At 72.6% G+C, this 25,536-nt stretch carries 17 protein-coding genes and 2 pseudogenes; 13 read left to right on the top strand and 6 right to left on the bottom strand.

Annotation, left to right across the window (positions count from 1 at the left end):
• Window positions 1-88: 88 nt before the first annotated feature.
• Window positions 89-676, top strand: a pseudogene (locus tag ACGFZL_RS31030) (cation diffusion facilitator family transporter); the annotation flags it as partial.
• Window positions 677-978: 302 nt separating this feature from the next.
• Here ACGFZL_RS31030 and ACGFZL_RS31035 read toward each other — a convergent pair.
• Complete coding sequence (locus ACGFZL_RS31035) at window positions 979-1,272, bottom strand: hypothetical protein (protein ID WP_393696761.1); 294 nt, start codon at window positions 1,270-1,272, stop codon at window positions 979-981.
• Between the two features lie 188 nt (window positions 1,273-1,460).
• Between ACGFZL_RS31035 and ACGFZL_RS31040 the strand changes: the two genes are divergently transcribed.
• Window positions 1,461-2,312 carry a hypothetical protein gene (locus ACGFZL_RS31040; RefSeq protein ID WP_393696763.1) on the top strand — a complete coding sequence of 284 codons (852 nt, stop codon included), beginning with the start codon at window positions 1,461-1,463 and terminating at the stop codon, window positions 2,310-2,312.
• Window positions 2,313-2,351: 39 nt separating this feature from the next.
• Here ACGFZL_RS31040 and ACGFZL_RS31045 read toward each other — a convergent pair whose 3' ends face one another.
• Window positions 2,352-3,140, bottom strand: coding sequence for a phosphatase (locus ACGFZL_RS31045; protein WP_393696765.1), 789 nt, complete (start codon window positions 3,138-3,140; stop codon window positions 2,352-2,354).
• Between the two features lie 78 nt (window positions 3,141-3,218).
• A complete protein-coding gene (locus ACGFZL_RS31050; protein ID WP_393696767.1) occupies window positions 3,219-5,522 on the bottom strand; it encodes a helix-turn-helix domain-containing protein in 2,304 nt (767 codons plus the stop codon).
• 119 nt (window positions 5,523-5,641) lie between these two features.
• On the opposite strand from ACGFZL_RS31050, the gene ACGFZL_RS31055 reads away from it, so the two are divergent.
• The 3 genes from ACGFZL_RS31055 to ACGFZL_RS31065 are packed head-to-tail and all read left to right on the top strand — an operon-like array spanning window position 5,642 to window position 9,832.
• Window positions 5,642-7,120 (top strand): sodium:solute symporter, encoded by a 1,479-nt coding sequence (locus ACGFZL_RS31055; RefSeq protein WP_393696769.1) that lies wholly within the window; start codon window positions 5,642-5,644, stop codon window positions 7,118-7,120.
• Window positions 7,121-7,175: 55 nt separating this feature from the next.
• A complete protein-coding gene (speB, locus tag ACGFZL_RS31060) occupies window positions 7,176-8,150 on the top strand; it encodes an agmatinase (protein ID WP_393696771.1) in 975 nt (324 codons plus the stop codon).
• Window positions 8,147-9,832 carry a thiamine pyrophosphate-binding protein gene (locus ACGFZL_RS31065; protein ID WP_393696773.1) on the top strand — a complete coding sequence of 562 codons (1,686 nt, stop codon included), beginning with the start codon at window positions 8,147-8,149 and terminating at the stop codon, window positions 9,830-9,832. Before speB ends, ACGFZL_RS31065 begins: the two co-directional genes overlap by 4 nt.
• A 21-nt stretch (window positions 9,833-9,853) precedes the next feature.
• On the opposite strand, the gene ACGFZL_RS31070 is transcribed toward ACGFZL_RS31065, so the two are convergent.
• Window positions 9,854-10,294 carry an ATP-binding protein gene (locus tag ACGFZL_RS31070; RefSeq protein WP_393696775.1) on the bottom strand — a complete coding sequence of 147 codons (441 nt, stop codon included), beginning with the start codon at window positions 10,292-10,294 and terminating at the stop codon, window positions 9,854-9,856.
• A 145-nt stretch (window positions 10,295-10,439) separates the two neighbouring features.
• On the opposite strand from ACGFZL_RS31070, the gene ACGFZL_RS31075 reads away from it, so the two are divergent.
• The 7 genes from ACGFZL_RS31075 to ACGFZL_RS31105 all read left to right on the top strand — a co-directional run bounded on the left by ACGFZL_RS31075 (window position 10,440) and on the right by ACGFZL_RS31105 (window position 18,643).
• Window positions 10,440-11,198, top strand: coding sequence for a GntR family transcriptional regulator (locus ACGFZL_RS31075; RefSeq protein WP_393696777.1), 759 nt, complete (start codon window positions 10,440-10,442; stop codon window positions 11,196-11,198).
• Between the two features lie 19 nt (window positions 11,199-11,217).
• Window positions 11,218-12,078, top strand: a complete 861-nt coding sequence (locus ACGFZL_RS31080; protein WP_393696779.1) for an alpha/beta fold hydrolase — start codon at window positions 11,218-11,220, stop codon at window positions 12,076-12,078.
• 30 nt (window positions 12,079-12,108) lie between these two features.
• Window positions 12,109-12,384: a CopG family transcriptional regulator gene (locus ACGFZL_RS31085; protein WP_393696781.1), complete on the top strand. Its 276-nt coding sequence runs from the start codon at window positions 12,109-12,111 to the stop codon at window positions 12,382-12,384.
• Window positions 12,381-12,794, top strand: coding sequence for a type II toxin-antitoxin system VapC family toxin (locus tag ACGFZL_RS31090; protein WP_393696783.1), 414 nt, complete (start codon window positions 12,381-12,383; stop codon window positions 12,792-12,794). The genes ACGFZL_RS31085 and ACGFZL_RS31090 overlap by 4 nt, the downstream gene beginning before the upstream one ends.
• A 101-nt stretch (window positions 12,795-12,895) precedes the next feature.
• Window positions 12,896-16,618: an ABC transporter ATP-binding protein gene (locus ACGFZL_RS31095; protein WP_393696834.1), complete on the top strand. Its 3,723-nt coding sequence runs from the start codon at window positions 12,896-12,898 to the stop codon at window positions 16,616-16,618.
• An 89-nt stretch (window positions 16,619-16,707) separates the two neighbouring features.
• On the top strand, window positions 16,708-17,109 hold the full coding sequence (locus ACGFZL_RS31100; RefSeq protein WP_393696785.1) for a hypothetical protein: 402 nt from the start codon (window positions 16,708-16,710) through the stop codon (window positions 17,107-17,109).
• 109 nt (window positions 17,110-17,218) lie between these two features.
• Window positions 17,219-18,643, top strand: a complete 1,425-nt coding sequence (locus tag ACGFZL_RS31105; RefSeq protein WP_393696787.1) for a S28 family serine protease — start codon at window positions 17,219-17,221, stop codon at window positions 18,641-18,643.
• A 54-nt stretch (window positions 18,644-18,697) separates the two neighbouring features.
• On the opposite strand, the gene ACGFZL_RS31110 is transcribed toward ACGFZL_RS31105, so the two are convergent.
• Window positions 18,698-20,536: a glycoside hydrolase family 3 protein gene (locus tag ACGFZL_RS31110; protein ID WP_393696789.1), complete on the bottom strand. Its 1,839-nt coding sequence runs from the start codon at window positions 20,534-20,536 to the stop codon at window positions 18,698-18,700.
• A gap of 282 nt (window positions 20,537-20,818) precedes the next feature.
• Here ACGFZL_RS31110 and ACGFZL_RS31115 point away from each other — a divergent pair.
• Window positions 20,819-21,754, top strand: a pseudogene (locus ACGFZL_RS31115) (IS256 family transposase); the annotation flags it as partial.
• Window positions 21,755-22,232: 478 nt separating this feature from the next.
• Here ACGFZL_RS31115 and ACGFZL_RS31120 read toward each other — a convergent pair.
• Window positions 22,233-25,502, bottom strand: coding sequence for an RHS repeat-associated core domain-containing protein (locus tag ACGFZL_RS31120; RefSeq protein WP_393696791.1), 3,270 nt, complete (start codon window positions 25,500-25,502; stop codon window positions 22,233-22,235).
• Window positions 25,503-25,536 lie beyond the last annotated feature (34 nt).

Here is a 25,536-nt window from a genome sequence, read left to right on the forward strand (position 1 = left end):
TGCACACCTACAACCACCACCGCGGCCACACCGCACTCGGAGGCAAGCCACCGATCAGCCGTGTGAACAACGCTGCGGGTCAATACACCTAGGCCACGGGCCCGAGCGCTACATCTGGGCGCTGCTCGCCGCCGTCGCCACCTTCGTCGGCGGCGCGGTCTTCTCCCTCTACGACGGCTTCCACACCCTCACCCACGGCGAGGACCCCGGCGACCCGCTCGCCTCCTACCTGGTGCTGGCCGTCGCCTTCCTCCTGGAGGGCTACTCCCTGCGCACCGGCCTGAAGCAGGCCCGCGGCGAGGCCGCCCGCTACCGGGTCTCCTTCGGGCGCTACCTGCGCCGCACCCCCGACACCGCCGTCAAGGCCGTCGTCCTGGAGGACTCCGCCGCCCTGGCCGGCCTGCTGCTCGCGGCGGGCGGCCTGCTCGGCGGCCAGCTCACCGGCTCCGGCGTCTGGGACGGCGTCGCCTCCCTGTGCATCGGCGCGCTGCTGCTCTACGTCGCCTGGGTGCTCGGCCGCTCCAACGCCGAGTTCCTCATCGGCCGCCCCCTGCCGGCCTCCGTGCGGGAGCGGATCCGGGCGGAGCTGGCGGCGGTGGAGCACATCGAGGCCGTACTGGAGCTGACCACGCTGGTGCAGGGGCCGCGGGAGGCGCTGGTCGCGGCCAAGATCGATCCAGGGCCTGTCTGACAATTCCCGTCGTCCGCCCGAAGGGCGGGCCCGGCGGCGTCTGGTGCGTGCGATCGCAAGGCGCCGGAGCGCCCACGTGGCGGAGCCACGTGGGCGCTCCGGCAACGCGGCGAGCGTGCGTGCCAGGCGTCGCCGGGCAGGCGGGAATTGTCAGACAGGCCCTAAGGGGACGCGTCGACGGCGGCCGAGGTCGAGTGGGCCTGTGAGCGGGCGGAGCGGCGGCTGCGCGAGCTGTTCCCGATCGTGCGCCGGGTCTACCTCGACCCGACTCCGCCCACGCGGGCCGGTTAGCCGACCGCCGGGTGGACCTCGATCGTGCCGAGGGTCGCGCGGAAGAGGCCGGCGTACTCGTTCACGGAGAAGGGCGGGGAGCCGGGGCCCGACCCCCGGTCCTTGCCCGTCCGCGCGTCGAGGACCGCGTAGCCGTTCTCGGTCTCGCCGTACACCGCCCCGTGGAAGACCGCGGAGACGCTGGGCATCAGCCGGCTCTCGTCGTCCTCGGAGATGGCCCACAATCGGGTCCAGTTCGCGGGGTCGAGCGCGACGACCTGCTCCGTGGACTCCGTCTCGGCGTCGCACACGACGGCGGTGCCCTCGCCGGTCCAGCAGGTGAGGCCGGACGGCGCACCGAGCGCCTTGGCGGCGTCCAGACCGGCCGGCTCCTTGCCGGTGGCCGCGCTGAGCAGCGTGGCGGTGTTCCCCCCCGGTCGGGGAGGGCACGTCGACGACGGCCGTGAACAGGCCCTCGCCGGCCTGCTTCACCTCGGCCGTGTCGAGTCCGCTGCGGTACGTCCACGCCTTGGTGCCGTCCGCCGCTCTGCGGCCCTCCACGGTGCCGGTGCCGCCGCCGCCCTCGGGGTCGGCGCCGCCCCGGCCGACGGCGACGCCGCCGTCCACGAAGGCGGCCTGGAAGCCCTTCTCCGTCCAGGCCGTCTTGCGGCTGCTCAGGGAGACGCCGACCGTCACCGGGTCGATCTCGGAGCCGAAGGTGAGGACCGCGGTGCCGGCGTCGGCGCCGGCGAAGTACAGCTCGCCGTCCTCCTGGCCCGCCGGCCGAGCGATCCGTGTCGTCCACAGCCGCTGGCCGGAGTCGGCGGCGATGGCGGTGAGTTCGACGAGGTGCCGGTCGGGGGTGGTGCCGGAGCCGGGTTCGGTGATGGTGAACGCGGCGAGCAGGGCGCGCTTCCCGCCGACCTCGACCAGGCGGGGGGCGGCGATGTCCTCGATGCCGAAGACGACGCGGTCCATGGGCTGTCCCTCGGGCTTCACGCTCCACAGCTGCCTGCCGTCGAGCGCGTTCACCGCGCGGGCCTCCCCCTCGGAGACGGCGTACGCGGTGGTGCCCTCCAGCAGGCCGGACCACTGCCCCTGGCCGACGTCGTGCCCCTCTCCGTCCTGGAACCTGAGCGGCGGGTCGTACGTCCTGGCGGCCACCGGCGCGCTCGCGCCTCCGGCGGTGGGCACGCGCTCCGTCGTGGGCGCCGTGACCGGGAGCCTGCCCCCGCCGCCGCAGGCCGTCAGCAGGCACAGCGCGAGCCCGACGGGCAGGACGAGACGACCGCTCTGCTTCCCTGGACGCATGGTGAACTCCCCCGATTCCTCGCCCAGTTGCCCACTGTAGCCGGTCAAGATCGAGGGAGTCGGGAGACCCGGCGAACGGTTAGGCGAGCCCCGCCTCGGCCAGCAGGTAGGCCGTCATCGGGTCGTAGTGGCGGGGGCTGACCACGTGGTCGTCCAGGGGGACCGCCACCTGGAGGGTGCCCTCGGACTCGGCGAGGAAGAGGGCCGGGTCGTTGCAGTCGGCGTAGCCGACGGAGTCGACGCCGTGCTGCCCCGCGCAGCCCGCCCAGCCGTGGTCGGCGACGACCAGGTCGGGCAGCGGGCGGCCCTCGCGCTCCAGGGCGGTCAGGATCGCCTTCATCGGCTCGCCCGAGTGGGTGTGCCAGAGGGAGGCGCCGTGCTCCAGCATGGCCACGCTGGCGAACTGCATCACGTAGCCCTCGTCCGTGGTCAGTCCGTCCGGGATGACGACGATCTCGCAGCCGGCGGCGCGCAGCGCGGCGGCCGTGGCGCCGTGCACGTCGAGCAGGCCGCCGGGGTGGCCGGTGGCGAGGAGCACCCGCTGGCCGCCGTCGGCCGCCTTGCGCAGCCGGCCGGCCATCCGCTCCAGGGCGTCGACGGTCAGCTCCGGGTCGATGGTGTCCTGGCCGTACCGGTGCTCGGCGTCGTCGCTGACGCCGACCCGCTCCGCCATCACCGCGAGCACGTCCTGCTCGTCCGTCCAGCGCTCGCCCAGCTCCAGACCGAGCCAGTAGTGGCGGTCGCCGTTCGCCAGCTTCCGGTAGTGGGAGAGGTTGTTCTCACGGGGAGTGGCGACGTCGCCCGCGATGCGGGTCCGCACGAGGTGCTCGACGAGTTCGGCGCGGCTGGGTGTCCCGGATATCGGCATGTCCCCATTGTGAGGCAGCCCGCGGCGGGACGTCAGCGGCGTACCGCCCGCTGGACGGGGCGGTACGCCGGGCGCCGGTCACATCCGCCGCAGGGCGAACCACAGCTCCATCCGTACGTCCGCGTCGTCGAGGTCGGCCGCGAGCAGCGCCGCGCAGCGGGCGACACGCTGCCGCACGGTGTTGCGGTGGATGCCCAGCGCGACGGCGGTGCGGTCCCAGCTGCCGTGCAGGGAGAGCCAGGCGCGCAGGGTCTCGGTGAGCGCGGGGGCGTCCGCGAGGGGCGCGAGCAGGGTACGGGCGTACGCCTCGGCATCGCCCTCCGGCACCAGCCCGGCGAGCCCGCCCCGGCCCCCGTGCCGCACCACCGGCACCCGGTTGGCCCGCGCCCGCGCCAGCGCCCGCCCGGCCTGCGCGTCGGCCTCCGGCCAGTCGGCGGGGGAGACGGGGGCGCTGACGCCGAGCACCCAGCCGGACAGCCCGTCCCCACCGGGTGGCTGCGCCGCGCCGGCCGACTCCGCCGCGGCGTGCGGGCCGGCGACCGTGCCGGGCCGGCTGGGCCGGTCGGTTCGGCGGGGCCTGCCGGGTGCGCCTGGGGCGCCGGGCCGGTTCGGGCCAGGTGCCCGGGGCGAATCCGCTTCGTCGCGCGGGCCGGTTCCGCCGGGTGGGGTGACCGTGGCGGGCTGGTCCGGCCCAGGGGACCGGCTCGGCCCGGCGGGCCGGTTGGGCCGGTTGGGCCGGTCGGATGCCTCGGGTTCGCCGGGCGGGTTCGGGCCGGGGGCGGGGCCGGGTGCGCGGGGCGAATGCGGGCCGGATCCGCCGGGCCGGCTGGGCCGGTCGGATGCCTCGGGTCCGCTGGGCCGGTCCGGGCCGGGAGCGAGGTCGGTTTCGTGGGGTGGCTCTGCCCCGGTGGACTGGCCGAGTCTGCCCGGTGCGTCTGAGGCGCCAGGTCGGTTCGGGCCGGGTACGCGGGGTGAATCCGCGCCGCCGTGCGGGCCGGGTCCGCCGGATGCGGTGACCGTGCCGGGCTGGTCGGTCCAAACGGCCTGGTCGGGCTGGTCGGGCTTGCCGGGTGCGTTGGAGCCGTCGGGCCGGTTCGGGCCGGGGGCTGCGTCGGGTCCGGCGGGCGGCTTCGACCCGTCGGTCGGGCCGGGGCAGCCGGGTCGATCCGGCTCGGCGGTCACGCCGGTCCTGTCCGGCCGGTCCGGTCGGTCGGTGGCGCCCGAGGTGCCGGAGCCGGTGGGCCGCTCCGGGACATCCGCGAGGTCGGTGCCGGCGGCCCGGGACGGCCGGGGGGCCGTCGGCGGGGGTGCCGGGACGAGGACCCGCACCACGCCCTCGCTCACGTCCACCAGCGGCGACCCCAGGGCCGTGCCGAGGGACGAGGCCGCCACCGGGTCGACGGGGCGGGTGCCGGACGGGACGCCGTGCACGACGTGCCAGCGGTCGCCGTCCGCCGGGTCGAGCAGCGGCGCGACCTCCGCCGGGCGGGCGCCCAGCAGGACGCGGACCAGGGCCGCGGAGCGGGCCGCGCCGGTGCCGGTGCGGGACTCGCCGGTGAGCAGGGAGAGCAGCACCGCGGCGACCGAGGCGATGGTGTGGTCGCCCGGTTCGCGGTGCGGGGTGGCCACGCCGAGGGTGAGGGCCTGGCCGGCGCCGAGGGCGTACGCGGCGAGGTGGGTGCCGGCCGCCGTGTCGGTGGCCGTCGTGGAGGCGCGGGCGGTGACCAGGCGGGCCAGCTCGGCCAGCGCCCCGCGCACGCCCTCCGCCGGCTCCCGGCCCGCCGCCGCCAGCTCGGCTCCGTCGGGCCCGTACAGCACCGCCCGGCCCTCCAGGCGTACGGCGAGCCGGTGCAGCACCGACGGCACCGGGTCGGGTCGCGCGGCGGCTGCCGCCAGCTGCCGCTGGGCCTCCGAGACCCGGCGCAGCTCGGCCAGGCGGGCCCGCGCCATCAGCTGCCACACCGCGCGGGCCACGCCCGAGAACGTGGTGCGCGGCGGCACCTCGAGCAGCGGCAGCCCGTGCGTCGCGCACGCCTCCGCCAGCGCCTCCGGCACGGTGTCGAACACCGGCGCCACCCCGAACCCCAGGGCCGCGCCGCCCGCCGCGACGATCCGGGAGACGTAGGCGTCGAAGTACCCGGCCCCCGCCCCCGCCGGCACGTGCACGCCCGCCGTGAGCAGCAGCTCCCCGCCGAGCAGGTACGGGTACGGGTCGGCCATCTCCGAGGTGTGCGCCCCGTGGATCACCAGGTCGGGGTCGGCGGGCGGCACGACCGGCCGCAGGGCCAGGTCCTCGCGGGCGAGCAGCGCGGCGAGGGGCACCGGCGGGGTGGGCGGCGCGACGGCCGCCTCCTGCGCGCCGGCGCTGGGCGGGGTGGGCATGGTGGGCGCTTCCTCCATTCCGGCCCCCTCGAATGGAGGAAACGTACACTTCGCAGTCGCTTTCCGGCCACCTAGGGTCGGTCCAGACCGGATTCCGGCACCCCGGATTGGAGAGCCCCATGGCCGTCGACTACATCGTGATCGTCGTCTACCTCGCCGGCATGCTCGCCATGGGCTGGTGGGGCATGCGGCGCGCGAAGTCGAAGAGCGAGTTCCTCGTCGCAGGCCGCCGCCTCGGCCCCGCCATGTACTCCGGCACCATGGCCGCGATCGTCCTCGGCGGCGCGTCCACCATCGGCGGCGTCGGCCTCGGCTACCAGTACGGCCTCTCCGGCGCCTGGATGGTCGTCACCATCGGCTTCGGCATCCTCGCCCTGTCCGTCTTCTTCTCCGCCCGCATCGCCCGCCTGAAGGTCTACACCGTCTCCGAGATGCTCGACCTGCGCTACGGCGGCCGGGCCGGCGTCATCTCCGGCGTCGTGATGTGGGCGTACACGCTCATGCTCGCGGTGACCTCCACCATCGCCTACGCGACGATCTTCGACGTCCTCTTCGACGTCAACCGCACCCTGGCGATCGTCCTGGGCGGCACGATCGTCGTCGCGTACTCCACGCTCGGCGGCATGTGGTCGATCACGCTCACCGACATGGTGCAGTTCGTGGTGAAGACCATCGGCGTGCTGCTCCTGCTCCTGCCCATCGCGGTGGTCAAGGCCGGCGGCTTCGGCGCGATGAAGGACGCCCTCCCGACCTCGTACTTCGACCCGCTGGGCATCGGCGGCGAGACGATCTTCACGTACGTCCTGATCTACACGTTCGGCATGCTCATCGGCCAGGACATCTGGCAGCGCGTCTTCACCGCCGGCAGCGACCGCACCGCCAGGTGGGGCGGCACCGTCGCCGGCACGTACTGCCTGGTCTACGCGGTGGCCGGCGCGGTCATCGGCACGGCGGCCCGGGTGCTCTACCCCAAGCTCGGCAGCCCCGACGACGCCTTCGCCACCATCGTCAAGGACGAGCTGCCGGTGGGCGTGCGCGGCCTCGTCCTGGCCGCCGCCCTCGCCGCCGTGATGTCGACGTCTTCCGGCGCGCTGATCGCCTGCGCGACGGTCGCCAACAACGACATCTGGTCCCGGCTGCGGGGAGCCGGTCGTCAGAAGGGTGACGAGGCGCACGACGAGGTGAAGGGCAACCGCGTCTTCATCCTGGCCATGGGCGTGGCCGTGATCGCCATCTCCATCGCCCTGAACGACGTCGTCGAGGCGCTCACCGTCGCCTACAACCTCCTGGTCGGCGGCCTGCTCGTGCCCATCCTCGGCGGCCTGCTGTGGAAGCGCGGCACCGCGGCCGGGGCCCTGGCCGCCGTCGCGGCGGGCGGCGTCGCGGTGGTCGGCCTGATGGCGGGCTACGGCATCCTCGCCAACGAGCCGGTCTACTACGGCCTGCTGATCTCCCTGGTCGCCTACGTCGCCGTCTCCCTGGCCACCCGGCCCACCGACGAGGCCCACCTCGCCGTCTGGCGCGAGCGCCTGGCCGGCCGGGGAGCGGCCGGTGGAGCGGCCGAAACCGCACCCGAACCCGTCCCGGCCCCCCAGTAGAGTCGTCTAGGACGAGCAGTACATACGCGACGAAGCGTAAGAAGGAAGGCAGTTCATGAGCAGCAGCAACGAGACGACGCCGCGCGGCCCGGTCGACTCCTCCCGCGTCCCGCGGTACGCCGGCCCCGCGACCTTCGCCCGGCTGCCCCGCCTGGACGAGGTCGGCACGGCCGACGTCGCCGTGGTCGGCGTCCCCTTCGACTCGGGCGTCTCCTACCGGCCCGGTGCCCGCTTCGGCGGCAACGCCATCCGCGAGGCGTCCCGGCTGCTGCGCCCGTACAACCCGGCCCAGGACGCGTCGCCCTTCGCGCTCGCCCAGGTCGCCGACGGCGGCGACATAGCCGTCAACCCGTTCAACATCAACGAGGCCGTGGAGACCGTCGAGGCCGCCGCCGACGACCTGCTCGGCACCGGCGCCCGCCTGATGACGCTGGGCGGCGACCACACCATCGCGCTGCCGCTGCTGCGCTCGGTGGCGAAGAAGCACGGCCCGGTGGCGCTGCTGCACTTCGACGCCCACCTCGACACCTGGGACACGTACTTCGGCGCCGAGTACACCCACGGCACGCCCTTCCGGCGGGCGGTGGAGGAGGGCATCCTCGACACCTCCGCGCTCTCCCACGTCGGCACGCGCGGCCCGCTCTACGGCAAGCAGGACCTGACCGACGACGAGAAGATGGGCTTCGGCATCGTCACCTCGGCGGACGTCTACCGCCGGGGCGCCGACGAGGTCGCCGACCAGCTCCGCCAGCGCATCGGCGACCGTCCCCTCTACATCTCCATCGACATCGACTGCCTCGACCCGGCCCACGCGCCCGGCACGGGCACGCCGGAGGCGGGCGGCATGACGTCGCGCGAACTCCTGGAGATCCTGCGCGGCCTGGCCTCCTGCAACCTGGTCTCGGCCGACGTGGTCGAGGTCGCCCCGGCCTACGACCACGCCGAGATCACCTCGGTCGCCGCCTCCCACACGGCGTACGAACTGACCACCATCATGTCCCGGCAGATCGCGGAGGCTCGCGCCAAGTGACGCACGACCACGACCTGGAACTCCGTCCCACCGCAGCCCAGACGGAGGCCGCGCTCAACCCGCCCCCCGGCCGCAACGGCGGAGACCTGGTCGTGGAGACCCTGGCCGGGCTCGGCGCGACCACCGTCTTCGGCCTGCCCGGCCAGCACGCCCTCGGCATGTTCGACGCGCTGCGCCGCTCGGACCTGCGGTACGTGGGGCTGCGGGTGGAGAACAACGCGGGGTTCGCGGCGGACGCGTACGGCCGGATCACGGGGGAGGCGGCTCCGCTGCTCCTCTCCACCGGCCCGGGCGCGCTGACGTCGCTCGCCGCCCTCCAGGAGGCCCGAGCCGCCTCCGCCCCGGTGTTGGCGATCAGCAGCCAGATCCCGTCGGCCGGCCTGGGCGGCGGCCGCCACGGCTACCTGCACGAACTCCCCGACCAGTCGGCCTCGTTCCGGGGCGTGGTGAAGTCCGTCCACACCGTCCGTACGGCCTCGCAGATCCCGTCCGCCCTGGCGGAGGCGTGGAAGTCGGCGCTGACGGCGCCGCACGGCCCGGTGTGGGTGGAGATCCCGCAGGACGTGCTGCTGTCTCCGACCCTGCTCCCGGTCGTCACGGCGGTGGACGCGACCCCGGAGGACCTGGCCCCCCGCGTCGAACTGACCGCCGTGGCCGCAGACTTGCTCTCCCACGCCGAGCGCCCGGCGATCATCGCGGGCGGCGGAGTGATCAGGGCGGACGCGACGGGCAAGCTCCGCCGACTCGCGGAACTCCTGAACACCCCCGTGGTGACCACCTTCGGCGGCAAGGGCGCCTTCCCGTGGGAGCACCCTCTTTCCCTCCAGTCCTGGTTGGAGGACCGCCACACGACGGACTTCCTGGAGGACGCGGACGTCCTGCTGGTCGTCGGCTCGGGCCTGGGCGAACTCTCCTCGAACTACCACACGTTCGCCCCGCGCGGCCGGGTGATCCAGATCGAGGCCGACCTCGGCAAACTGGAGTCCAACCACCCGGCCCTGGGCATCCACGCGGACGCCCGCCTGGCGTTGCAAGCGTTGCTGGAGACGGCGGATCGGCGCGAGGACCCGACGGCACCGGACCGCGTACGGGAGGTCCTGGCCAAGGTCGGCGAACGCATCGCGTCCCAGTCCCTGACCCAGGAGCAGCACATCCTCTCCTCGGTCCGCCGCGCCCTGCCCGCCGCCTCCCCGTCCTTCTGGGACATGACGATCCTGGCCTACTGGGCGTGGTCGGCCTTCGACCCGAAGCGCCCCAACACCATGCACTCGGCCCAGGGCGCGGGCGGCCTCGGCTACGGCTTCCCGGCGGCCCTCGGCGCGGCGGCGGCCGACCCGACCCACCCGGTCCTCGCGGTCTCCGGCGACGGCGGCGCCCTGTACTCCATCGCGGAACTGGCCACAGCCCGCCAGTACGACCTGAACGTCACCTGGCTGATCGTGGACGACGGCGGCTACGGCATCCTGCGCGAGTACATGACCGACGCCTTCGGCGAACCCACGGCCACGGAACTGACCCGCCCGGACTACGTGGCCCTGGCGGAGTCCTTCGGCGTCCCCGGCGTCCGCACGACCCCGGAGACCCTGGAGGCGGACCTGTCCAAGGCCCTGTCGACCCCGGGCCCGTCGGTGGTCCTGCTCCCGGCGGTCCTGCGCATGTTCGCGCCGACACACTTGGGCTGACCCTGGTGGAACGGCTGGCGCTCACTGCTTGAGCGCCAGCTCGGCCCAGGTCGTCTTGCCGATGCCGTAGGGGCGCGGGTCGCATCCCCAGCGCAGGGCGAGCGCCTGCACGAGGGCGAGACCGCGCCCGTGCTCGTCCTCGTCCGTCGTCTCCCTCAACCGCGGCCGCGCGGTGTTCGCGTCGCTGACCTCCAACCGCAGCAACTCGCCGTTGTAGACGACACGGACACCGATCTCACGTCCCGTCGGTACGCGTGCGTGCAGCAGTGAGTTGGTGACCAACTCGGAGAGCAGGAGTTCGGCGACAAGCGAGACGTCGCTCTCGACGCACCACTCCCGAAGATGGCGGCGCAACAACACACGGGCGCGCTGCGGGCTGCGTGGGCTGCGCGGTAGCTGCTGGCGAACCTGCCGCGCCTCTGGCTCCGGGGCTTCGAGTGACCGTGCGGGTTCCAGGGCCATGGTGACCTCCAGTGCGGCTAAAGATTCGGCGCGGTCCACATCTCTAGAGATGTGAGCACTGTTGGCCGAAAGGAGTCCTTGTTCGCCTGTGGGCGATGAGCCTCGGTGCCTACGATGTCTAGAGATGATCAAAGGAGAGGCCAGGATGAGCAGCCGGGAGCCCGGGCGGCAGCCCAAGTACCAGCGCATCGCCGCCGAGCTGCGGGCGGCCGTCGAGGCCGGTGAGTACGGGCCGGGGGAGCGGCTGCCCGGCGAGAACGACCTTATGGCGGCGCACGGCGTCGCCCGGATGACCGCCCGGCAGGCGCTCGGCGTGCTCCGGGCCGAGGGCATCGTGGAGGCGCGGAAGGGGGCCGGGGTGTTCGTGCGGGACTTCAGGCCCGTGCGGCGGCGTGGTGTCGAGCGGCTCGCGGGTGCGGGGTGGGGTGCGGGGCGGTCGGTGTGGGAGGCCGATGCCGCCGGGCGTGAGCTCGTCGTGGACTCCGTCGAGGTGAGCGACGAGGAGCCCTCGGGCGTGGTCGCCGGGGTGCTGGGGCTGGCCGAGGGGGAGCGGGTCTGTGTGCGGCGGCGGCGCTACACGCTGGACGGCAAGCCGGTGCTGCTGGCGACCTCCTACCTGCCCGCCCGCCTCGTCGCCGGGAGCCCGATCACTCGCCCCGACACCGGTCCCGGCGGCGTCTACGCTCGGCTGGCGGAGTTGGGGCGGGGGCCTGTGCGGTTCCGCGAGGAGGTCCGCTCGCGGATGCCCGGCGCGGACGAGGCGGAGCGGCTGGCGCTGCCTGCTGGGGTGCCGGTGATGCTCGTCGCCCGTACCGCGTACGACGCCGACGGGGGTGCCGTCGAGGTGAACGAGATGGTGCTGGACTCGTCCGCGTACGTGCTGGAGTACGGCTTCGGCGCCTGAACCGGCCTACGCTGGGGCGATGTTCGAGGGATTCGAAGAGACGTTCATCGACACGGGGGAAGCCGGCATACTCGTCCGGCACGGCGGGGACGGGCCGCCCGTGCTGCTCCTGCACGGGCATCCACGGACCTCCGCCACCTGGCACCGGGTTGCCCCGCTGCTGGTCGCTCAAGGGTTCAGCGTCGTCTGTCCCGACCTGCGCGGGTACGGGCGGTCCAGGGGGCCCGCGCCCACCGCCGATCACTCCGCCCACTCCAAGCGGGCCGTCGCCGGGGACATGGTGCGGGTCATGCGTGCGCTGGGGCACGAGCGGTTCCGGCTCGCGGGGCACGATCGCGGGGTCGGGGTGGCGTTGCGGCTTGTGCTCGATCACCCCGAGGCCGTGGAGCAGGTCGCCTTCCTGGACGGCATCCCGCTCACCGAGCACCTCTCCCGCACCGACGCGAGGTTCGCGACCGCCTGGTGGCACTGGTTCTTCTTCGCCCAGGCCGAGATCCCCGAGCGGGTCATCAACGCCGACCCGGACAGCTGGTACAAGGGCGACCCGCAGGTCATGGGGGAGGAGAACCACGCCGAGTTCCGTGCGGCGACCCGCAACCCCGACGTCGTACGCGCCATGCTGGAGGACTACCGGGCCGGGCTCACCCTCGACGCCGAGCACGAGGCGGCCGACCGCGCCGCCGGGTGGCGGATCGAGTGCCCTGTCCTCGTCCTCTGGTCCACGCGTGACGACCTCGAAGAGCTGCACGGCGACCCCGTGAAGATCTGGCGGGGTTGGGCAGACGACGTACGCGGCCACGGCATCGACTCCGGCCACCACATGGCCGAGCAGGCACCGGGGCCCCTGGCCGGCAGTCTCGCCGAGTTCTTTCAGCGCTGACGCGGGAGGATCGCCGGTAGGATAGGGAGCATGAGTGAGCCCACCGGCACCGGGACCGGCAAGTACTCGATCACCATGCCCCGAGACATCGCCGACGCCGCCAAGGCCCGGAGCGGCCCTTCCGGGCTGTCCGCCTACGTGGCCGCCGCCGTCGCCCGCCAGATCGAGCGCGACAACCTCAACGACCTCATCCAGGTGGCCGAGGCCGAGCACGGGCCGGTGACCGAGGAGGAGGTGCGGGTCCTGCGCGACCAGCTCCTCCAGGCCCGGCAGCAGCAGGCGCGCGGCGGAGCGGACGCCGCGTGACCCCGTCCCCGGCCGCCCCCGGCGGCACGCTGGTGCTGGACAGCGAAGGGCTCGCCAAGGCCGTACGCCGCGACCGCGTCCTCACCGGCTGGCTCGCCCTCGCCCGCGCCGACGACCTGCGCGTGGTCACATCGGCCGCCACCCTTGTGGAAGTCGTGCACCCGCGCATCAACCGCCCGGCCCTGGAGTGGACGCTGTCCCGCCTGGTCGTGGAGCCCGTGACCGAGTCCATCGCCCGGAGAGCCTCCGCGCTCCTCGCCGACGCCGGGCTGCACGGCCACAAGTACGCCATCGACGCCATGGTCGGCGCGACCGCGATCGAGGCGCCGGGCCCGGCCACCGTCCTCACCTCGGACCCGGACGACCTGACGGCCCTCTGCGGCGGCCTCGTCACGGTCATCAAGGTCTGACCGCACCGCCCCGAATTTGTTGCAGCGGGATGAAATCCCAGCCCACCCGCGTTGCTCCCTCCGGCAGGGAAAGGTCGGTCGGCATGACGGAGGGCACCCGCGTGGACGCGCAACGGGGATGGACACGGCGGCTCGCGGGGTATGCCTGGCGGCATCCCAAGGACGTCGTGCTCGCCCTCGGGTCCTCGCTGGGCGGCATGGCCGTCATGGCCCTCGTGCCGCTGGTCACCAAGGTGATCATCGATGACGTCATCGGGGACAAGACCCGCGACATGGCCACCTGGGCCGGCCTGCTCGTCGGCGCCGCGCTCGTCGTCTACGGGATGACCTTCGTCCGGCGCTACTACGGCGGCCGCCTCGCCCTCGACGTGCAGCACGACCTGCGCACCGAGATGTACGGCTCCATCGCCCGGCTCGACGGGCGGCGGCAGGACGAGCTGTCCACCGGGCAGGTCGTCGGGCGGGCCACCAGCGACCTCCAGCTGATCCAGGGGCTGCTCTTCATGCTGCCCATGACCATCGGCAACGTCCTGCTGTTCGTGATCTCGCTGGTGATCATGGCCTGGCTGTCCCTGCCGCTCACCCTCGTCGCCCTCGCCGTCGCCCCCGCCATCTGGGTCATCGCCCGCCGCAGCCGCAGCCGGCTGCACCCCGCCACCTGGTACGCCCAGGCCCAGGCCGCCGCCGTGGCCGGCGTGGTCGACGGGGCCGTCAGCGGCGTACGCGTGGTCAAGGGGTTCGGGCAGGAGGAGCAGGAGACCGGGAAGCTCAGGGAGGTCGGGCGGCGGCTGTTCGCCGGGCGGCTGCGGACGATCCGGATGAACGCCGCCTACACCCCCGCCCTCCAGGCCGTGCCCGCCCTCGGCCAGGTCGCCATGCTGGCCCTCGGCGGCTGGCTGGCCGTGCGTGGGCACATCACGCTCGGCACCTTCGTCGCCTTCTCCACCTACCTCGCCCAGCTCGTCGGCCCGGTCCGCATGCTCGCCGTCGTCCTCACCGTCGGCCAGCAGGCCCGCGCCGGCACCGAACGCGTCCTGGAGCTGATCGACACCGAGCCCTCCATCGAGGACGGCACCAAGGAGCTGCCCGCCGACGCGCCCGCCACCGTCGAGTTCGACGGCGTCACCTTCGGCTACGACCCCGAGCGGCCCGTCCTGGACGGCCTCTCCTTCGAGATCCGGGCCGGCGAGACCCTCGCCGTCGTCGGCGCCTCCGGCTCCGGCAAGTCCACCCTCTCCCTGCTCCTGCCGCGCTTCTACGACGTCACACGCGGCGCGGTGCTCGTCGGCGGGCACGACGTGCGGGAGCTGACGACCGAGTCGCTGCGGGCCGCGATCGGCCTCGTGCCCGAGGACTCGTTCCTCTTCTCCGACACCGTCCGCGCCAACATCGCCTACGGCCGCCCCGACGCCACCGACGAGCAGATCGAGGCCGCCGCCCGCGCCGCCCAGGCCGACCGGTTCATCCGCGAGCTGCCCGAGGGGTACGCCACCACCGTCGGCGAGCAGGGGCTCACCCTCTCCGGCGGCCAGCGCCAGCGCGTCGCGCTCGCCCGCGCCGTCCTCACCGACCCCCGCCTCCTCGTCCTGGACGACGCCACCTCCGCCGTGGACGCCCGGGTCGAGCACGACATCCACGAGGCGCTGAAGGAGGTCATGGCCGGGCGCACCACCCTGCTCATCGCCCACCGCCGCTCCACCCTCGGCCTCGCCGACCGCATCGCCGTCCTCGACCACGGCCGCCTCGCCGACGTCGGCACCCACGAGGAGCTGCAGGAGCGCTCCGCCCTCTACCGCCGCCTGCTCACCGACCCCGACGAGCTGGGCGGCGCCTCACCCGGCCACGCCCGCCTGGCCACGGCACCCGAAGAGGACACCTCCGTACGCGACGAACTGGACGCCGAGTTCGACGCCGAACGCGGCATCACCCCCCGCCTCTGGGCCGGCGACCGCGTCCCCCGGGACGCCGCGACCGCCGGCACCCCCGCCACCCCCGAGCTGCTCGCCCGCGTCGAGGCGCTGCCCCCGGCCACCGACATCCCGGAGGTGGACGAGGCGCAGGCCGTCCGCCCCGAGACCTCCTACGGCCTGCGCCGCCTGCTGCGCGGCTTCCGGGCACCGCTGCTGATCAGCCTCGCCCTGGTCGCCGTGGACGCCGGCATGGGCCTGCTGCTTCCGGTGCTGATCCGGCACGGCATCGACCAGGGCGTGACGAAGGCCGCGCTCGGCGCGGTCTGGGCCTCGGCGCTGCTCGGGCTGCTCGCGGTGGTCGCCCAGTGGGGCGCGCAGACCGGCGAGATCCGCAAGACAGGCCGCACCGGCGAGCGCATCCTCTACTCGCTCCGCCTGAAGATCTTCGCCCAGCTCCAGCGCCTCGGCCTCGACTACTACGAGCGCGAGCTGACCGGCCGGATCATGACCCGGATGACCACGGACGTGGACGCCCTGTCCACGTTCCTGCAGACCGGTCTGGTCACCGCCTTCGTCGCGGTCGTCACCTTCTTCGGCATCATGGTCGCCCTGCTGGTCATCGACATCCAGCTGGCCCTGGTCGTCTTCGCCACCCTGCCCCCGCTGGTCGTCGCCACCTTCTTCTTCCGCCGCGCCAGCGTGAAGGCGTACGAGCTGGCCCGCGAGCGGGTCTCCTCGGTCAACGCCGACCTCCAGGAGTCCGTCGCCGGACTGCGCATCGTGCAGGCCTTCCGGCGCGAGCACGACGGCGGGCGCCGGTTCGCCGAGCGCAGCGACGCCTACCGCCGGGCCCGCATCCGCGGCCAGTGGCTGATCTCGATCTACTTCCCCTTCGTGCAGCTGCTCTCCTCGGCCGCCGCGGCGGCCGTCATGATCGTCGGCGGCGGCCGGATCGACGACGCCACCCTGACCACCGGCGCGCTGGTGGCGTACCTGCTCTACATCGACCTGTTCTTCGCCCCCGTCCAGCAGCTCTCCCAGGTCTTCGACGGCTACCAGCAGGCCGCCGTCTCGCTCGGCCGCATCCAGGAGCTGCTGCGCGAGCCGACCTCCACCGAGGCGCCCGAGCGGCCCCGGGAGGTCCGCGAGCTGCGCGGCGCCCTCGCCTTCGAGGACGTCGACTTCGCCTACGGCACCGGGGAGGAGGCCCTCACCGGCATCGACCTGCGCATCCCGGCCGGCCAGACCGTCGCCTTCGTCGGCGAGACCGGCGCCGGCAAGTCGACGCTGGTGAAGCTGGTGGCTCGGTTCTACGACCCGACCGGCGGCCGGGTCACCGTCGACGGGCAGGACCTGCGCGCCCTCGACCTCACCGCCTACCGGCACCGCCTGGGCGTCGTCCCGCAGGAGGCGTACCTCTTCCCCGGCACCGTCCGGGACGCCATCGCCTACGGCCGCCCCGAGGCCACCGACGCCGAGGTGGAGGCGGCGGCGCGGGCGGTCGGCGCCCACGAGGTGATCGCCACCCTGGAGGGCGGCTACCTCCACGAGGTGGCCGAGCGCGGACGCAACCTCTCCGCCGGGCAGCGCCAGCTCATCGCGCTGGCCCGCGCCGAGCTGGTCGACCCGGACGTACTGCTCCTGGACGAGGCCACGGCCGCGCTCGACCTCGCCACCGAGGCGCAGGTCAACCAGGCCACCGACCGGCTCGCGGGCCGGCGCACCACGCTGGTCGTGGCGCACCGGCTGACCACCGCAGCCCGCGCGGACCGGGTCGTCGTCATGGACCACGGCCGGGTCGTGGAGGACGGCACCCACGAGGAGCTGCTCGCCCTCGACGGGCGGTACGCGCGGCTGTGGCGCACCTTCACCGGCGCCGCCGAGCCGGAGGAGCCGGTGGGCGCGACCCGCTGAACCCCACGGTGGGGCGGGCGTGCAACCATCGCGCTCGGAGCGGCGTCCGTACATCAGTACGCCGAACACCATGACGCGGGAGGGCGAGAGTGAGCTGGGCCGGCACAACGCGCCGCCGACTGGCGGTGGTCCTGTCCGTGTTCCTCGCCGCCGGGCTGCTCCTCGTCCTGGCCCCGGCCGGCGCCCACGCGGCCACCGCCACCGCCACCGGCTGCGCCGGCCGCAAGGTGCGCACCCTGTCCTTCGCCACCGGCACCGTCGTCATCCACAAGCGCGGGAGCTACGTCTGCGCCGCCACCCTCCCCAAGCGGCCCGGCGGCCGGCGGCACATGTCCGTCAGCGTGCAGGCGCGCGGCGCCCGCCCGGTGGTGGACGACGGCCGCTTCACCGTCCGGGCCGGACCGGTGACCGTGCACGCCGGGCAGCGCTGCGTGTGGGTCAGGGGCCGGGTCGACCGGTCGACGGTCAGCTCCGGCTGGATCCTCTGCTGAAACCCCGCCCCGCGCACGGCCGTTGATCAGCCGTTTCGTCATCTCCCCTGGTGCACCGCCGACTTGCTCCGATAGCTTCCGGCGGACATCCGTTTCCCAGGGAGGATGCATGCGCAAGGCGCTCAGATGGCTGCTGGCCCTCGTGGTGCTCATAGGCACCGTCAGCACGGCGGGCGCGGCCACCGCCGCCGAGCCGAAGGCCGTCGACATCAAGGACCGGCTGCTGTCCGTACCGGGCATGAGCCTGATCGAGGAGAAGCCGTACCCCGGCTACCGCTTCTTCGTCCTCAACTACACGCAGCCGATCGACCACCGGCACCCGTCCAAGGGCACCTTCCAGCAGCGGATCACCGTGCTGCACAAGGACGAGAGCCGGCCGACGGTCTTCTACACCGGCGGCTACAACGTCTCCACCACGCCGAGCCGCCGCGAGCCGACCCAGATCGTGGACGGCAACCAGGTCTCCATGGAGTACCGCTACTTCACCCCGTCCCGCCCCCAGCCGGCCGACTGGTCCAAGCTGGACATCTGGCAGGCCGCCAGCGACCAGCACCGCATCTTCGCCGCGCTGAAGCCGATCTACGCCAAGAACTGGGTCTCCACGGGCGGTTCGAAGGGCGGCATGACCGCCACCTACTACGAGCGGTACTACCCGCGCGACATGGACGGCGTGGTCGCCTACGTCGCCCCCAACGACGTGGTGAACAGCGAGGACTCCGCCTACGACCGCTTCTTCAAGTCGGTCGGCACCAAGGAGTGCCGCGACAGGCTCAACGGCGTGCAGCGCGAGGCACTGGTGCGGCGGGAGGCGCTGAAGAAGAAGTACGAGACCTACGCCGCCGAGAACGGCTACACCTTCACCACCATCGGCAGCCTGGACCGCGCCTACGAGGCCGTCGTCCTCGACTACGTCTGGGGCTTCTGGCAGTACAGCACCCTCGCCGACTGCGCCGACATCCCGGCGGACGCCGCGCACGCCACGGACGACGAGATCTGGACCTCCGTCGACACCATCTCCGGCTTCTCCGCCTACACCGACCAGGGCCTGGAGACGTACACGCCGTACTACTACCAGGCGGGCACCCAGCTCGGGGCGCCGACGATCCACTTCCCGCACATCGAGAAGAGGTACATCCGCTACGGCTACCAGCCGCCGCGCAACTTCGTGCCCCGCTCCATCCCGATGCGCTTCCAGCCCTTCGTGATGGACGACGTGGACTTCTGGGTCCGGCACAACGCCCAGCACATGCTGTTCGTGTACGGGCAGAACGACCCGTGGGGCGCCGAGCGCTTCGGCCTCGGCTGGGGCGCTCGCGACTCGTACGTCTTCACCGCGCCCGGCATGAACCACGGCGCCAACGTGGCCGGTCTGACCGCCGACCAGAAGACGCTGGCCACCGCCCGCATCCTGGACTGGGCGGGCGTCACACCTTCGGCGGTGCGGGCGGACCCGGCGGCGGCCAAGCCGCTGGCCAAGTTCGACGCCAAGCTCGACCGGCGTGACGTGCAGCGCGAGCCGGCGCTGCGTCCGTGACACGGTGACGGGGCCCGGTCTCCTCAGGGGGAGGCCGGGCCCCGTCGTGTGCCGTCAGCGGTAGTGCAGGCCGCGGCCCACCGGGTACAGCACCGTCGCCGGGTCGTCCGCCCGCACCACCGGCACCGGCAGCTTCCCGCGCGGCCTGACCCGCCCGGCGATCACCCGGGCCGCCGCGCGCACCTCCACGTCCGTCCAGGAGTAGGCGGCCAGGTAGGCACGTACGCCGGGCAGTTGGGCCACGTCGTAGGGATTGCGGATCGCGACGGCGACCACCGGCTTCCCGGTCACCAGGAGCCGGTTGACCAGCGTGCGCTGGGTGCTGGTCGCGGTGACGTTGTACGTGGCGACCACCACCGCGTCCACGCCGCCGGCCGCCGCCACTGCCTGGTCGATGACGGCCGCGGTCGGGGCGGTGCCGGTGGACAGCGCGGTGGCGGTGAAGCCGAGCCGGGTCAGCTCGGCGGCGAGGACGCCGGTCGGCGGCCCGGTGGTGCCGGACGGCGAGGCCGGGTCGGCGCCGACCACCAGCACCTTCGGCTGCCGGCGCCGGTTGAGGGGCAGCAGGCCGCCCTCGTTGGCCAGCAGGGTGGTGGTCCGCTCGGCGATCCGGTCGGCCTCGGCGAGATGGGCGCGGGTGCCGACGGTGCGGTCGACGTCGCGGGGCGTGGTGTAGACCTCGCCGAACAGCCCCAGCTTGGCCTTCAGCCGCAGCACCCGCAGGATCGACTCGTCGAGCCGGGCCTCGGTCAGCTCCCCGTCACGGACGGCGCCGAGCACCGCGTTCCACGCGAGGTCCAGGTCGGGCGGGTTGAGCAGCTGGTCCACGCCCGCCTTCAGCGCCAGCACCGGCACCCGGTCGTCGCCGTACTTGGTGCGCACGCCCTCCATGCCGAGGGAGTCGGTGACCACCACCCCGTCGTAGCCCAGCTCCTCGCGCAGTATGCCGGTGAGGATGGCGGGGGAGAGGGTCGCCGGGTCGCCGGAGTCGTCCAGGGCCGGGACCATCAGGTGGGCGGTCATGATCGCGTCGATGCCGGCCGCGATGGCCGCCCGGAAGGGGGGCGCGTCCAGCTCGTCCCACTGGGCGCGGGTGTGCGTGATGACCGGGAAGCCGGTGTGGCTGTCGGTGGCGGTGTCGCCGTGCCCGGGGAAGTGCTTGGCGCAGGCGGCGACGCCCGCGCGCTGATACCCCGTCACCTCGGCGGCGACCAGCTCGGCCACGGCGTCCGGGTCGGCGCCGAAGGAGCGGACGCCGATCACCGGGTTGGCCGGGTTGACGTTCACGTCGGCGTCCGGCGCGTAGTCCTGGCGGATGCCGAGCGCGCGCAGCTCCTCGCCGGCGATCCGGCCCAGGCTGCGGGCGTCGGCCTTCGACCCGCCGGCGCCGATGGCCATCGCGCCCGGGAAGAGCGTGGCCGGCGCGCCCACCCGGGCCACTATGCCGTGCTCCTGGTCGGTGGAGATGAGCACCGGCAGGCCGCGCGGCTGCGCCAGGGACGCCCGCTGGATGCCGTTGGACAGCTCCGCGATCTGGTGCGGGTCGCGGGTGTTGTGCGCCCAGGCGAAGTAGATGATGCCGCCGACCCGGTACTTCGCGACCAGCTCGGCGGCGGTGCGGACGCCGATCTCGGCGAGGTTGGCGTCGATGTCGGCCTGGTCGGGGGCGGTGGCGGAGTGGCCGTAGACCCGCATGACGAAGAGCTGGCCGACCTTCTCCTCCAGCGTCATACGGGAGATCAGGGCGCGCAGCCGGGCGTCGTCAGGGCGCCCGGCCGCCTCGGCGCCGCCACCGGCGGCGAGAGCGGCGGCGACCCCGGCGGTGGCGGCGAGGACGAGGCGGCGGGAGGGCTGGGGGGTGCGTGCCGTGCGGGCCGTGCTGCTGTCGGGCACGTGCGCTCCTTGGCTGAAGGAAACTTCCGGGCTTCACCGATAGCGGGGAAGTTATTGCCAAAAGCGGCGTGGGACAAGGGGGCGCGGCCGGTGCTCACGGAGCCCTGCGCCGTGGCGAGAGGGGGATCGTGAGGCTGCCTCACGATCCCCCTCTCGCGGACGAAGGTCAGGAACGCCTTCGCATGGCAGCTCCGACCGTGGTGAGACCCAGTCCGCACACGCTGGTGAGAGCGGCCCAGACGCGCTCCCCGGCATGGTCAGCTCCTATGAGCACCACCACTCCGGCAGAGGCGTCTGTCCGGCGTCGACGAGATGGTCATCTCGCTCGCGGCGAAGGGCCTGACCACCGGTGAGGTCCAGGCCCACCTCGCCGAGGTCTACAGTGCCGACGTGTCCCGTCAGACGATCTCCACGATCACCGACAAGGTCCTCAAGGGCATGGCCGAATGGCAGAACCGGCCCCTGGACGCCGTCTGTCCGGTGGTCTTCATCGACGCCATCCACGTGAAGATCCGCGGCGGCGCGGTCGCCAACCGGCCCAGCTACGTCGCCTTGGCCGGTCACGGCCGAGGGACGGCGCGACATCCTCGGGCTGTGGGCCGGCGACGGTGGCGAGGGCGCCAAGCACCGGATGCGCATCCTCACCGAGATCAAGAACCGCGGCGTGAACGACGTCCGCATGCTCGTCTGCGACGGGCTCCAGGGCCTGCCCGACGCGGTGGGGACCGTCTGGCCCCGCACCACGGTCCAGACCTGCGTGGTCCACCTGCTGCGGAACTCCTTCCGCTATGCCGCCCGCCAGGGCTGGGACAAGATCGCGAAGCTCCTCAAGCCCGTCTACACCGCGGCGACCGAGGAGGCCGCACTCGAGCGGTTCGCGGAGTTCGCCGATGCGTGGGGCCGGAAGTATCCGGCGATTGTCCGGCTCTGGGAAAACGCGTGGGAGGAGTTCACGCCGTTCCTCCGCTTCGACACCGAGATCCGCCGCATCGTCTGCACGACGAACGCGATCGAGTCCGTGAACGCGCGGATCCGGCGGGCGGTAAAGCCCGAGGCCACTTCCCGAACGAGCAGGCCGCCTTGAAGTGTTTCTACATGGCGATCATGTCGTTGGACCCGACCGGCAAGGGCCAGGCCCGCTGGACCATGCGCTGGAAGACAGCCCTGAACGCCTTCGACATCACCTTCGACGGCCGACTCTCCGCAACCCGACAGTAACTCTCAACAACCCGAGTTACACCGCTCGTTTGACAGACCCTTCTCTCGTTCCGCCTGTGTGGTGCCTGCAATCGTGGGGCCGACAGCGCAACGGATGAGGGCCTTCTGGGTTCGGTGTGGATTACGACCAACGTCGGCCTGTCACCCGTCACCGGGTACCAGGCCGACGTCCTGTCGAAGCTGGCGTCAGACCTCACAGCGGCCCAACGTGTCGGTGCAGAAGTAGGTCTAGGGTTCGCTCCTGGTAGCTGCTATCCGACAAAGCGTGCCAGCCATACCCAGTACGACGAATCCTGCGATGCCTGGACGGTAGAAGGCCGCAGCGAGGGCGCACACACCGGCGCCGATAAGAAGCACGGATGCGGAGATCCACCAGTGTCTGCCACCTCTGTGGTTCCGTAGGAGGAGACCCCCTCCTCCTACGAACACGAGGCCAACGAACAGCCACAGGATTTGAGGGACGTGGTCCATCGGACTCCTACCATAGAGTGAACTCGTCGCCGGTCACGGCTCCGTAGATGCCTCCTGCGAGGGTGCCGACCACCAGGCCCTGACCACCCAGGGTCGCACCGCCGGTAAGGCAACCTGCTCCAGCCCCTACATAGCCCCCGATCACACCAACGAGGGCTCCTGCTGCGCAGCCAACGACGGCGCCACCCCCGCCGCCAGCAGCTCCACCCTGTATAGCGTCATGAATCATGGGCTTGAAGTGGCAGACTCCCAGCCCCCAGAGGCACGAGGCAAGTCCGGAAGGATCGCTCCCATTGACGGGATCACCCGTGGCGTAGAGGTAGGTGTTGTTCTCCTGTCCGCTGGGGTCGGGCTGGGTGAAGCGGCCGAGGTTGGGGTCGTAGTAGCGGGCGCCCATCTTGTACAGGCCCGTCGGGTCCTGGTACGTGCCGGCGTAGCGGAGGGGCTGCTGGGTGCCGGTGTTGGCGCGCGGCTCGCCGTACGGCCCGTACGAGTACGTGGCGGTGCGCTTGCCGCTCGCGTCGACCAGGCCGATGACGGAGCCCTGGGCGTCGGTGAGGTAGTACTGGCTGCTGCCCCCGCTCCTCATGGCCACCAGCGTGCCCGAGGGCTCGCGGACGAAACCGGTCGCCGCCCCGGAGGCGCTCTGTGCGGTGAGGCCGACGGCGGCGTTGGTGAAGGTCGTGGAGCCGGCCTTCAGGCGCTGGGTGTTGTCGGTGCCCGCGTAGGTCTGGTCGGTCGTGGTGCCGGACTGCGTGTAGGCGCCCAGCTGGGTGAAGGGGGTCCAGGTCTCGGCGGTGCGGGTGCCGGTGGGGCTCGCGGCCGAGGTCTCGTTGCCGGCGCCGTCGTAGGTGAAGCCGTCGTTGCCGTTGTACGAGGTCAACTCGCCGGCGTCGTTGTAGACGGCCTTCTGCTGCGCGTCGTCGCAACTGCTCGGCAGGGACGTGCCCGTGGAGCGGCCGGTGCGATTGCCGGCCTTGTCGTAGCAGTAGGCCCAGCCGGCCGTCGTGGAGCCGCTCTTGGTCTCCACGGCTTTGGTGAGGCGGCCCATCGTGTCGTAGGTGTAGGCGAGGGCGGCGCCGTCGGTGGTGCGCTTGCGGATCTTGTCGGTGTCCTTGCCCGCGTCTGCGTAGTCGTAGGAGATCGAGGACAGGGTCGTGGAGCCCGCCTTCACCTCGATCTTCGTCGGACGGCTGGAGTCGTCGGGCGTGACGGCCTGCGTCGTGCCACCGGGGAAGGTGGTCTTGGTGCGCTCGCCGTTGTTGTTGTAGGTGTGGGTCGTCTTCGCGCCGCCGGGCTCGGTGACGGAGGTCAGCTCGTTGGCGTCGTCGTAGCCGTAGGTCACCGTTCCCGCGGAGTCGGTGGCGGTGGCGACGTTGCCGGTGGCGTCGTAGGTGAGCGAAGTGGCGGGCGTGCCGGGCAGGGTGCGGCTGCGCTCGCGGTTCTGCTCGTCGTAGACGAAGGTCGACGTACCGCCCGGTGCCGTGCGGGTCTTGAGGTTGCCGTCCGCGTCGTACGTGAACGTGGCGGTCGCCGAGCCGGAGGTCTGCGTCTTGACCCGGTCGCGGTTGTCGTAGGTGTAGGTGGTGGTGACGCCGCGGCCGTCGGTCGTCGTCTTCTGGCGGCCGAGGTCGTCGTAGGTGAAGGTGACCGGCTTGAGCGGGCTCGGCGGGGTGACCTTGGTCAGGTTGCCCTTGGAGTCGTAGTCGTAGCTGGTCTTCTTGTCCCGCGGGTCGGTTGCCGTGCAACGCTGGCCGGGAAGGCCGCCGCACGTCATCGTCCCGGACTTCGGGTTGTAGGTGTAGGTCCACTTGGCGGCGGTGCCGCCGGAGGTGGAGTCCGTGGAGGTGAGCAGGTTGCCCGAGGTGTCGTAGCCGTTGCTGGTCTTCTGCGCCGACGCCGAGGTGGACGTCTCGGGGAAGTAGCCGCTGCCCTTCTTCACCCAGGTCGCCGTCGCCGAGGCCCCGGTGGGCAGGGTGGCGGTGGTGGGGTTGAAGGCGCTGTCGTACTTGTAGCTGGTGACGTTGCCGTCCTCCGGGGCCGCGCCCATCGCGTCCGTGGCGGTGGCGATGTCGTTGTCCGGGCCCCAGGACTTCGAACGGGTGTGACCGAGCGGGTCCTCGGTCTTCTTGGTGCGCCAGGAGCCGTCGACCGTCTTGAGCGTGTTCTTGCCCCGCGGGTCGGTGACGCGTACCACGCCCTCGGCGTCGGGGGTGTTGTCGGGGGGCAGGATCCAGCGGAAGGCCGTGGTGTTGCCGGCGCCGGTGGTGTTGGTGACCACCCGGGTGACGGAGGCGACCTTGTCGCTGTCCCAGGTGAACTTCGTCTGCCGTCCCTCCGCCGTGGTCACCTTGACCAGCCGGCTGGAGGAGTCGTAGTCGAAGACGGTGGTCTTGCCGTCGGTGTCGGTGAACGTCTTGATCAGATCACCGGAGTAGGTGTAGCTGATCGAGCGGCCCGTGTTGTCGGCGACTTTGGTGATGTGCTTGCCGTCGTTGGTGAACGTCAGCGTGCGCCCCGAGGCCGACGTGATCTTCGAGGTGAAGTTGCCGGAGTAGGTGATGGTGGTGGCGTTGCCGTTCTTGTCCTCCACCTTCGACACGCGCGCGGCACCGCTGGTGCCCGAGCGGGAGAACGTGGTCTTCTCACCGGTGCGGCGGCTGGTGAGGGTGAAGGACTTCTTGTCCGACGCCTCGGTCAGGTCCTGCTTGTAGCCCTTGGCCGGGGTGAGGGACGAGCCGGAGCGGGCGAAGACGCCGGCCGTGCCGGAGGGGCCCTCCACGGACACGCCGTTGGGGGTGGGCTCCTCGACGCGGTAGTCGGCGCCGGAGGTGGCGTTCCAGCCGGCGCTGTTGAGGCTGTTGAAGGTGTTGCCGTAGGCCAGGCCCGGGCCGGCGTCGGCGATGTCGAAGCCGTCGACACTCAGCAGCAGGTTGCCGTTGCCGTAGTTGACCTGCGCGCTCACGCCGTCGGACAGCTGCGCGGTGAAGAACTCCGACCACGGCACCTGCCCGACACCGAGGGCGTAGAAGCCGGGATCGGCCGCGGCCGACTCGACCACCGGCTGACCGGAGCGGTCGGTCGCCTTGAGCGCCGTGCTCGCCGGGGCCCTCGTCGTGCCCAGGGGCGAGGGGGCCGGCTTGGCCGCCGTGGGGGTGGCGGGGGCGGTCGCCGGCTGGGCGGAGGCCGGTACGACGGTGGCCATGGTGGCGGTCGCGGTGGCCACGGCCAGGATGGACAGCGGCAGCCAGTGTCTGCGGCGCCTGAATGCGGGCATGCGAGGATTCACGAAGGTCTCTCCGATGCGTTGG

Source organism: Streptomyces sp. NPDC048182, from assembly GCF_043202555.1.
GTDB lineage: Bacteria > Actinomycetota > Actinomycetes > Streptomycetales > Streptomycetaceae > Streptomyces.

What these genes read in the sequence shown, in the direction of transcription:
- ACGFZL_RS31045 (WP_393696765.1), bottom strand. Translation starts at nt 3,140, where the DNA reads ATGCCGATATCCGGGACACCCAGCCGCGCCGAACTCGTCGAGCACCTC.
- ACGFZL_RS31050 (WP_393696767.1), bottom strand. Translation starts at nt 5,522, where the DNA reads ATGCCCACCCCGCCCAGCGCCGGCGCGCAGGAGGCGGCCGTCGCGCCG.
- ACGFZL_RS31055 (WP_393696769.1), top strand. Translation starts at nt 5,642, where the DNA reads ATGGCCGTCGACTACATCGTGATCGTCGTCTACCTCGCCGGCATGCTC.
- speB (WP_393696771.1), top strand. Translation starts at nt 7,176, where the DNA reads ATGAGCAGCAGCAACGAGACGACGCCGCGCGGCCCGGTCGACTCCTCC.
- ACGFZL_RS31070 (WP_393696775.1), bottom strand. Translation starts at nt 10,294, where the DNA reads ATGGCCCTGGAACCCGCACGGTCACTCGAAGCCCCGGAGCCAGAGGCG.
- ACGFZL_RS31075 (WP_393696777.1), top strand. Translation starts at nt 10,440, where the DNA reads ATGAGCAGCCGGGAGCCCGGGCGGCAGCCCAAGTACCAGCGCATCGCC.
- ACGFZL_RS31080 (WP_393696779.1), top strand. Translation starts at nt 11,218, where the DNA reads ATGTTCGAGGGATTCGAAGAGACGTTCATCGACACGGGGGAAGCCGGC.
- ACGFZL_RS31085 (WP_393696781.1), top strand. Translation starts at nt 12,109, where the DNA reads ATGAGTGAGCCCACCGGCACCGGGACCGGCAAGTACTCGATCACCATG.
- ACGFZL_RS31105 (WP_393696787.1), top strand. Translation starts at nt 17,219, where the DNA reads ATGCGCAAGGCGCTCAGATGGCTGCTGGCCCTCGTGGTGCTCATAGGC.
- ACGFZL_RS31120 (WP_393696791.1), bottom strand. Translation starts at nt 25,502, where the DNA reads ATGCCCGCATTCAGGCGCCGCAGACACTGGCTGCCGCTGTCCATCCTG.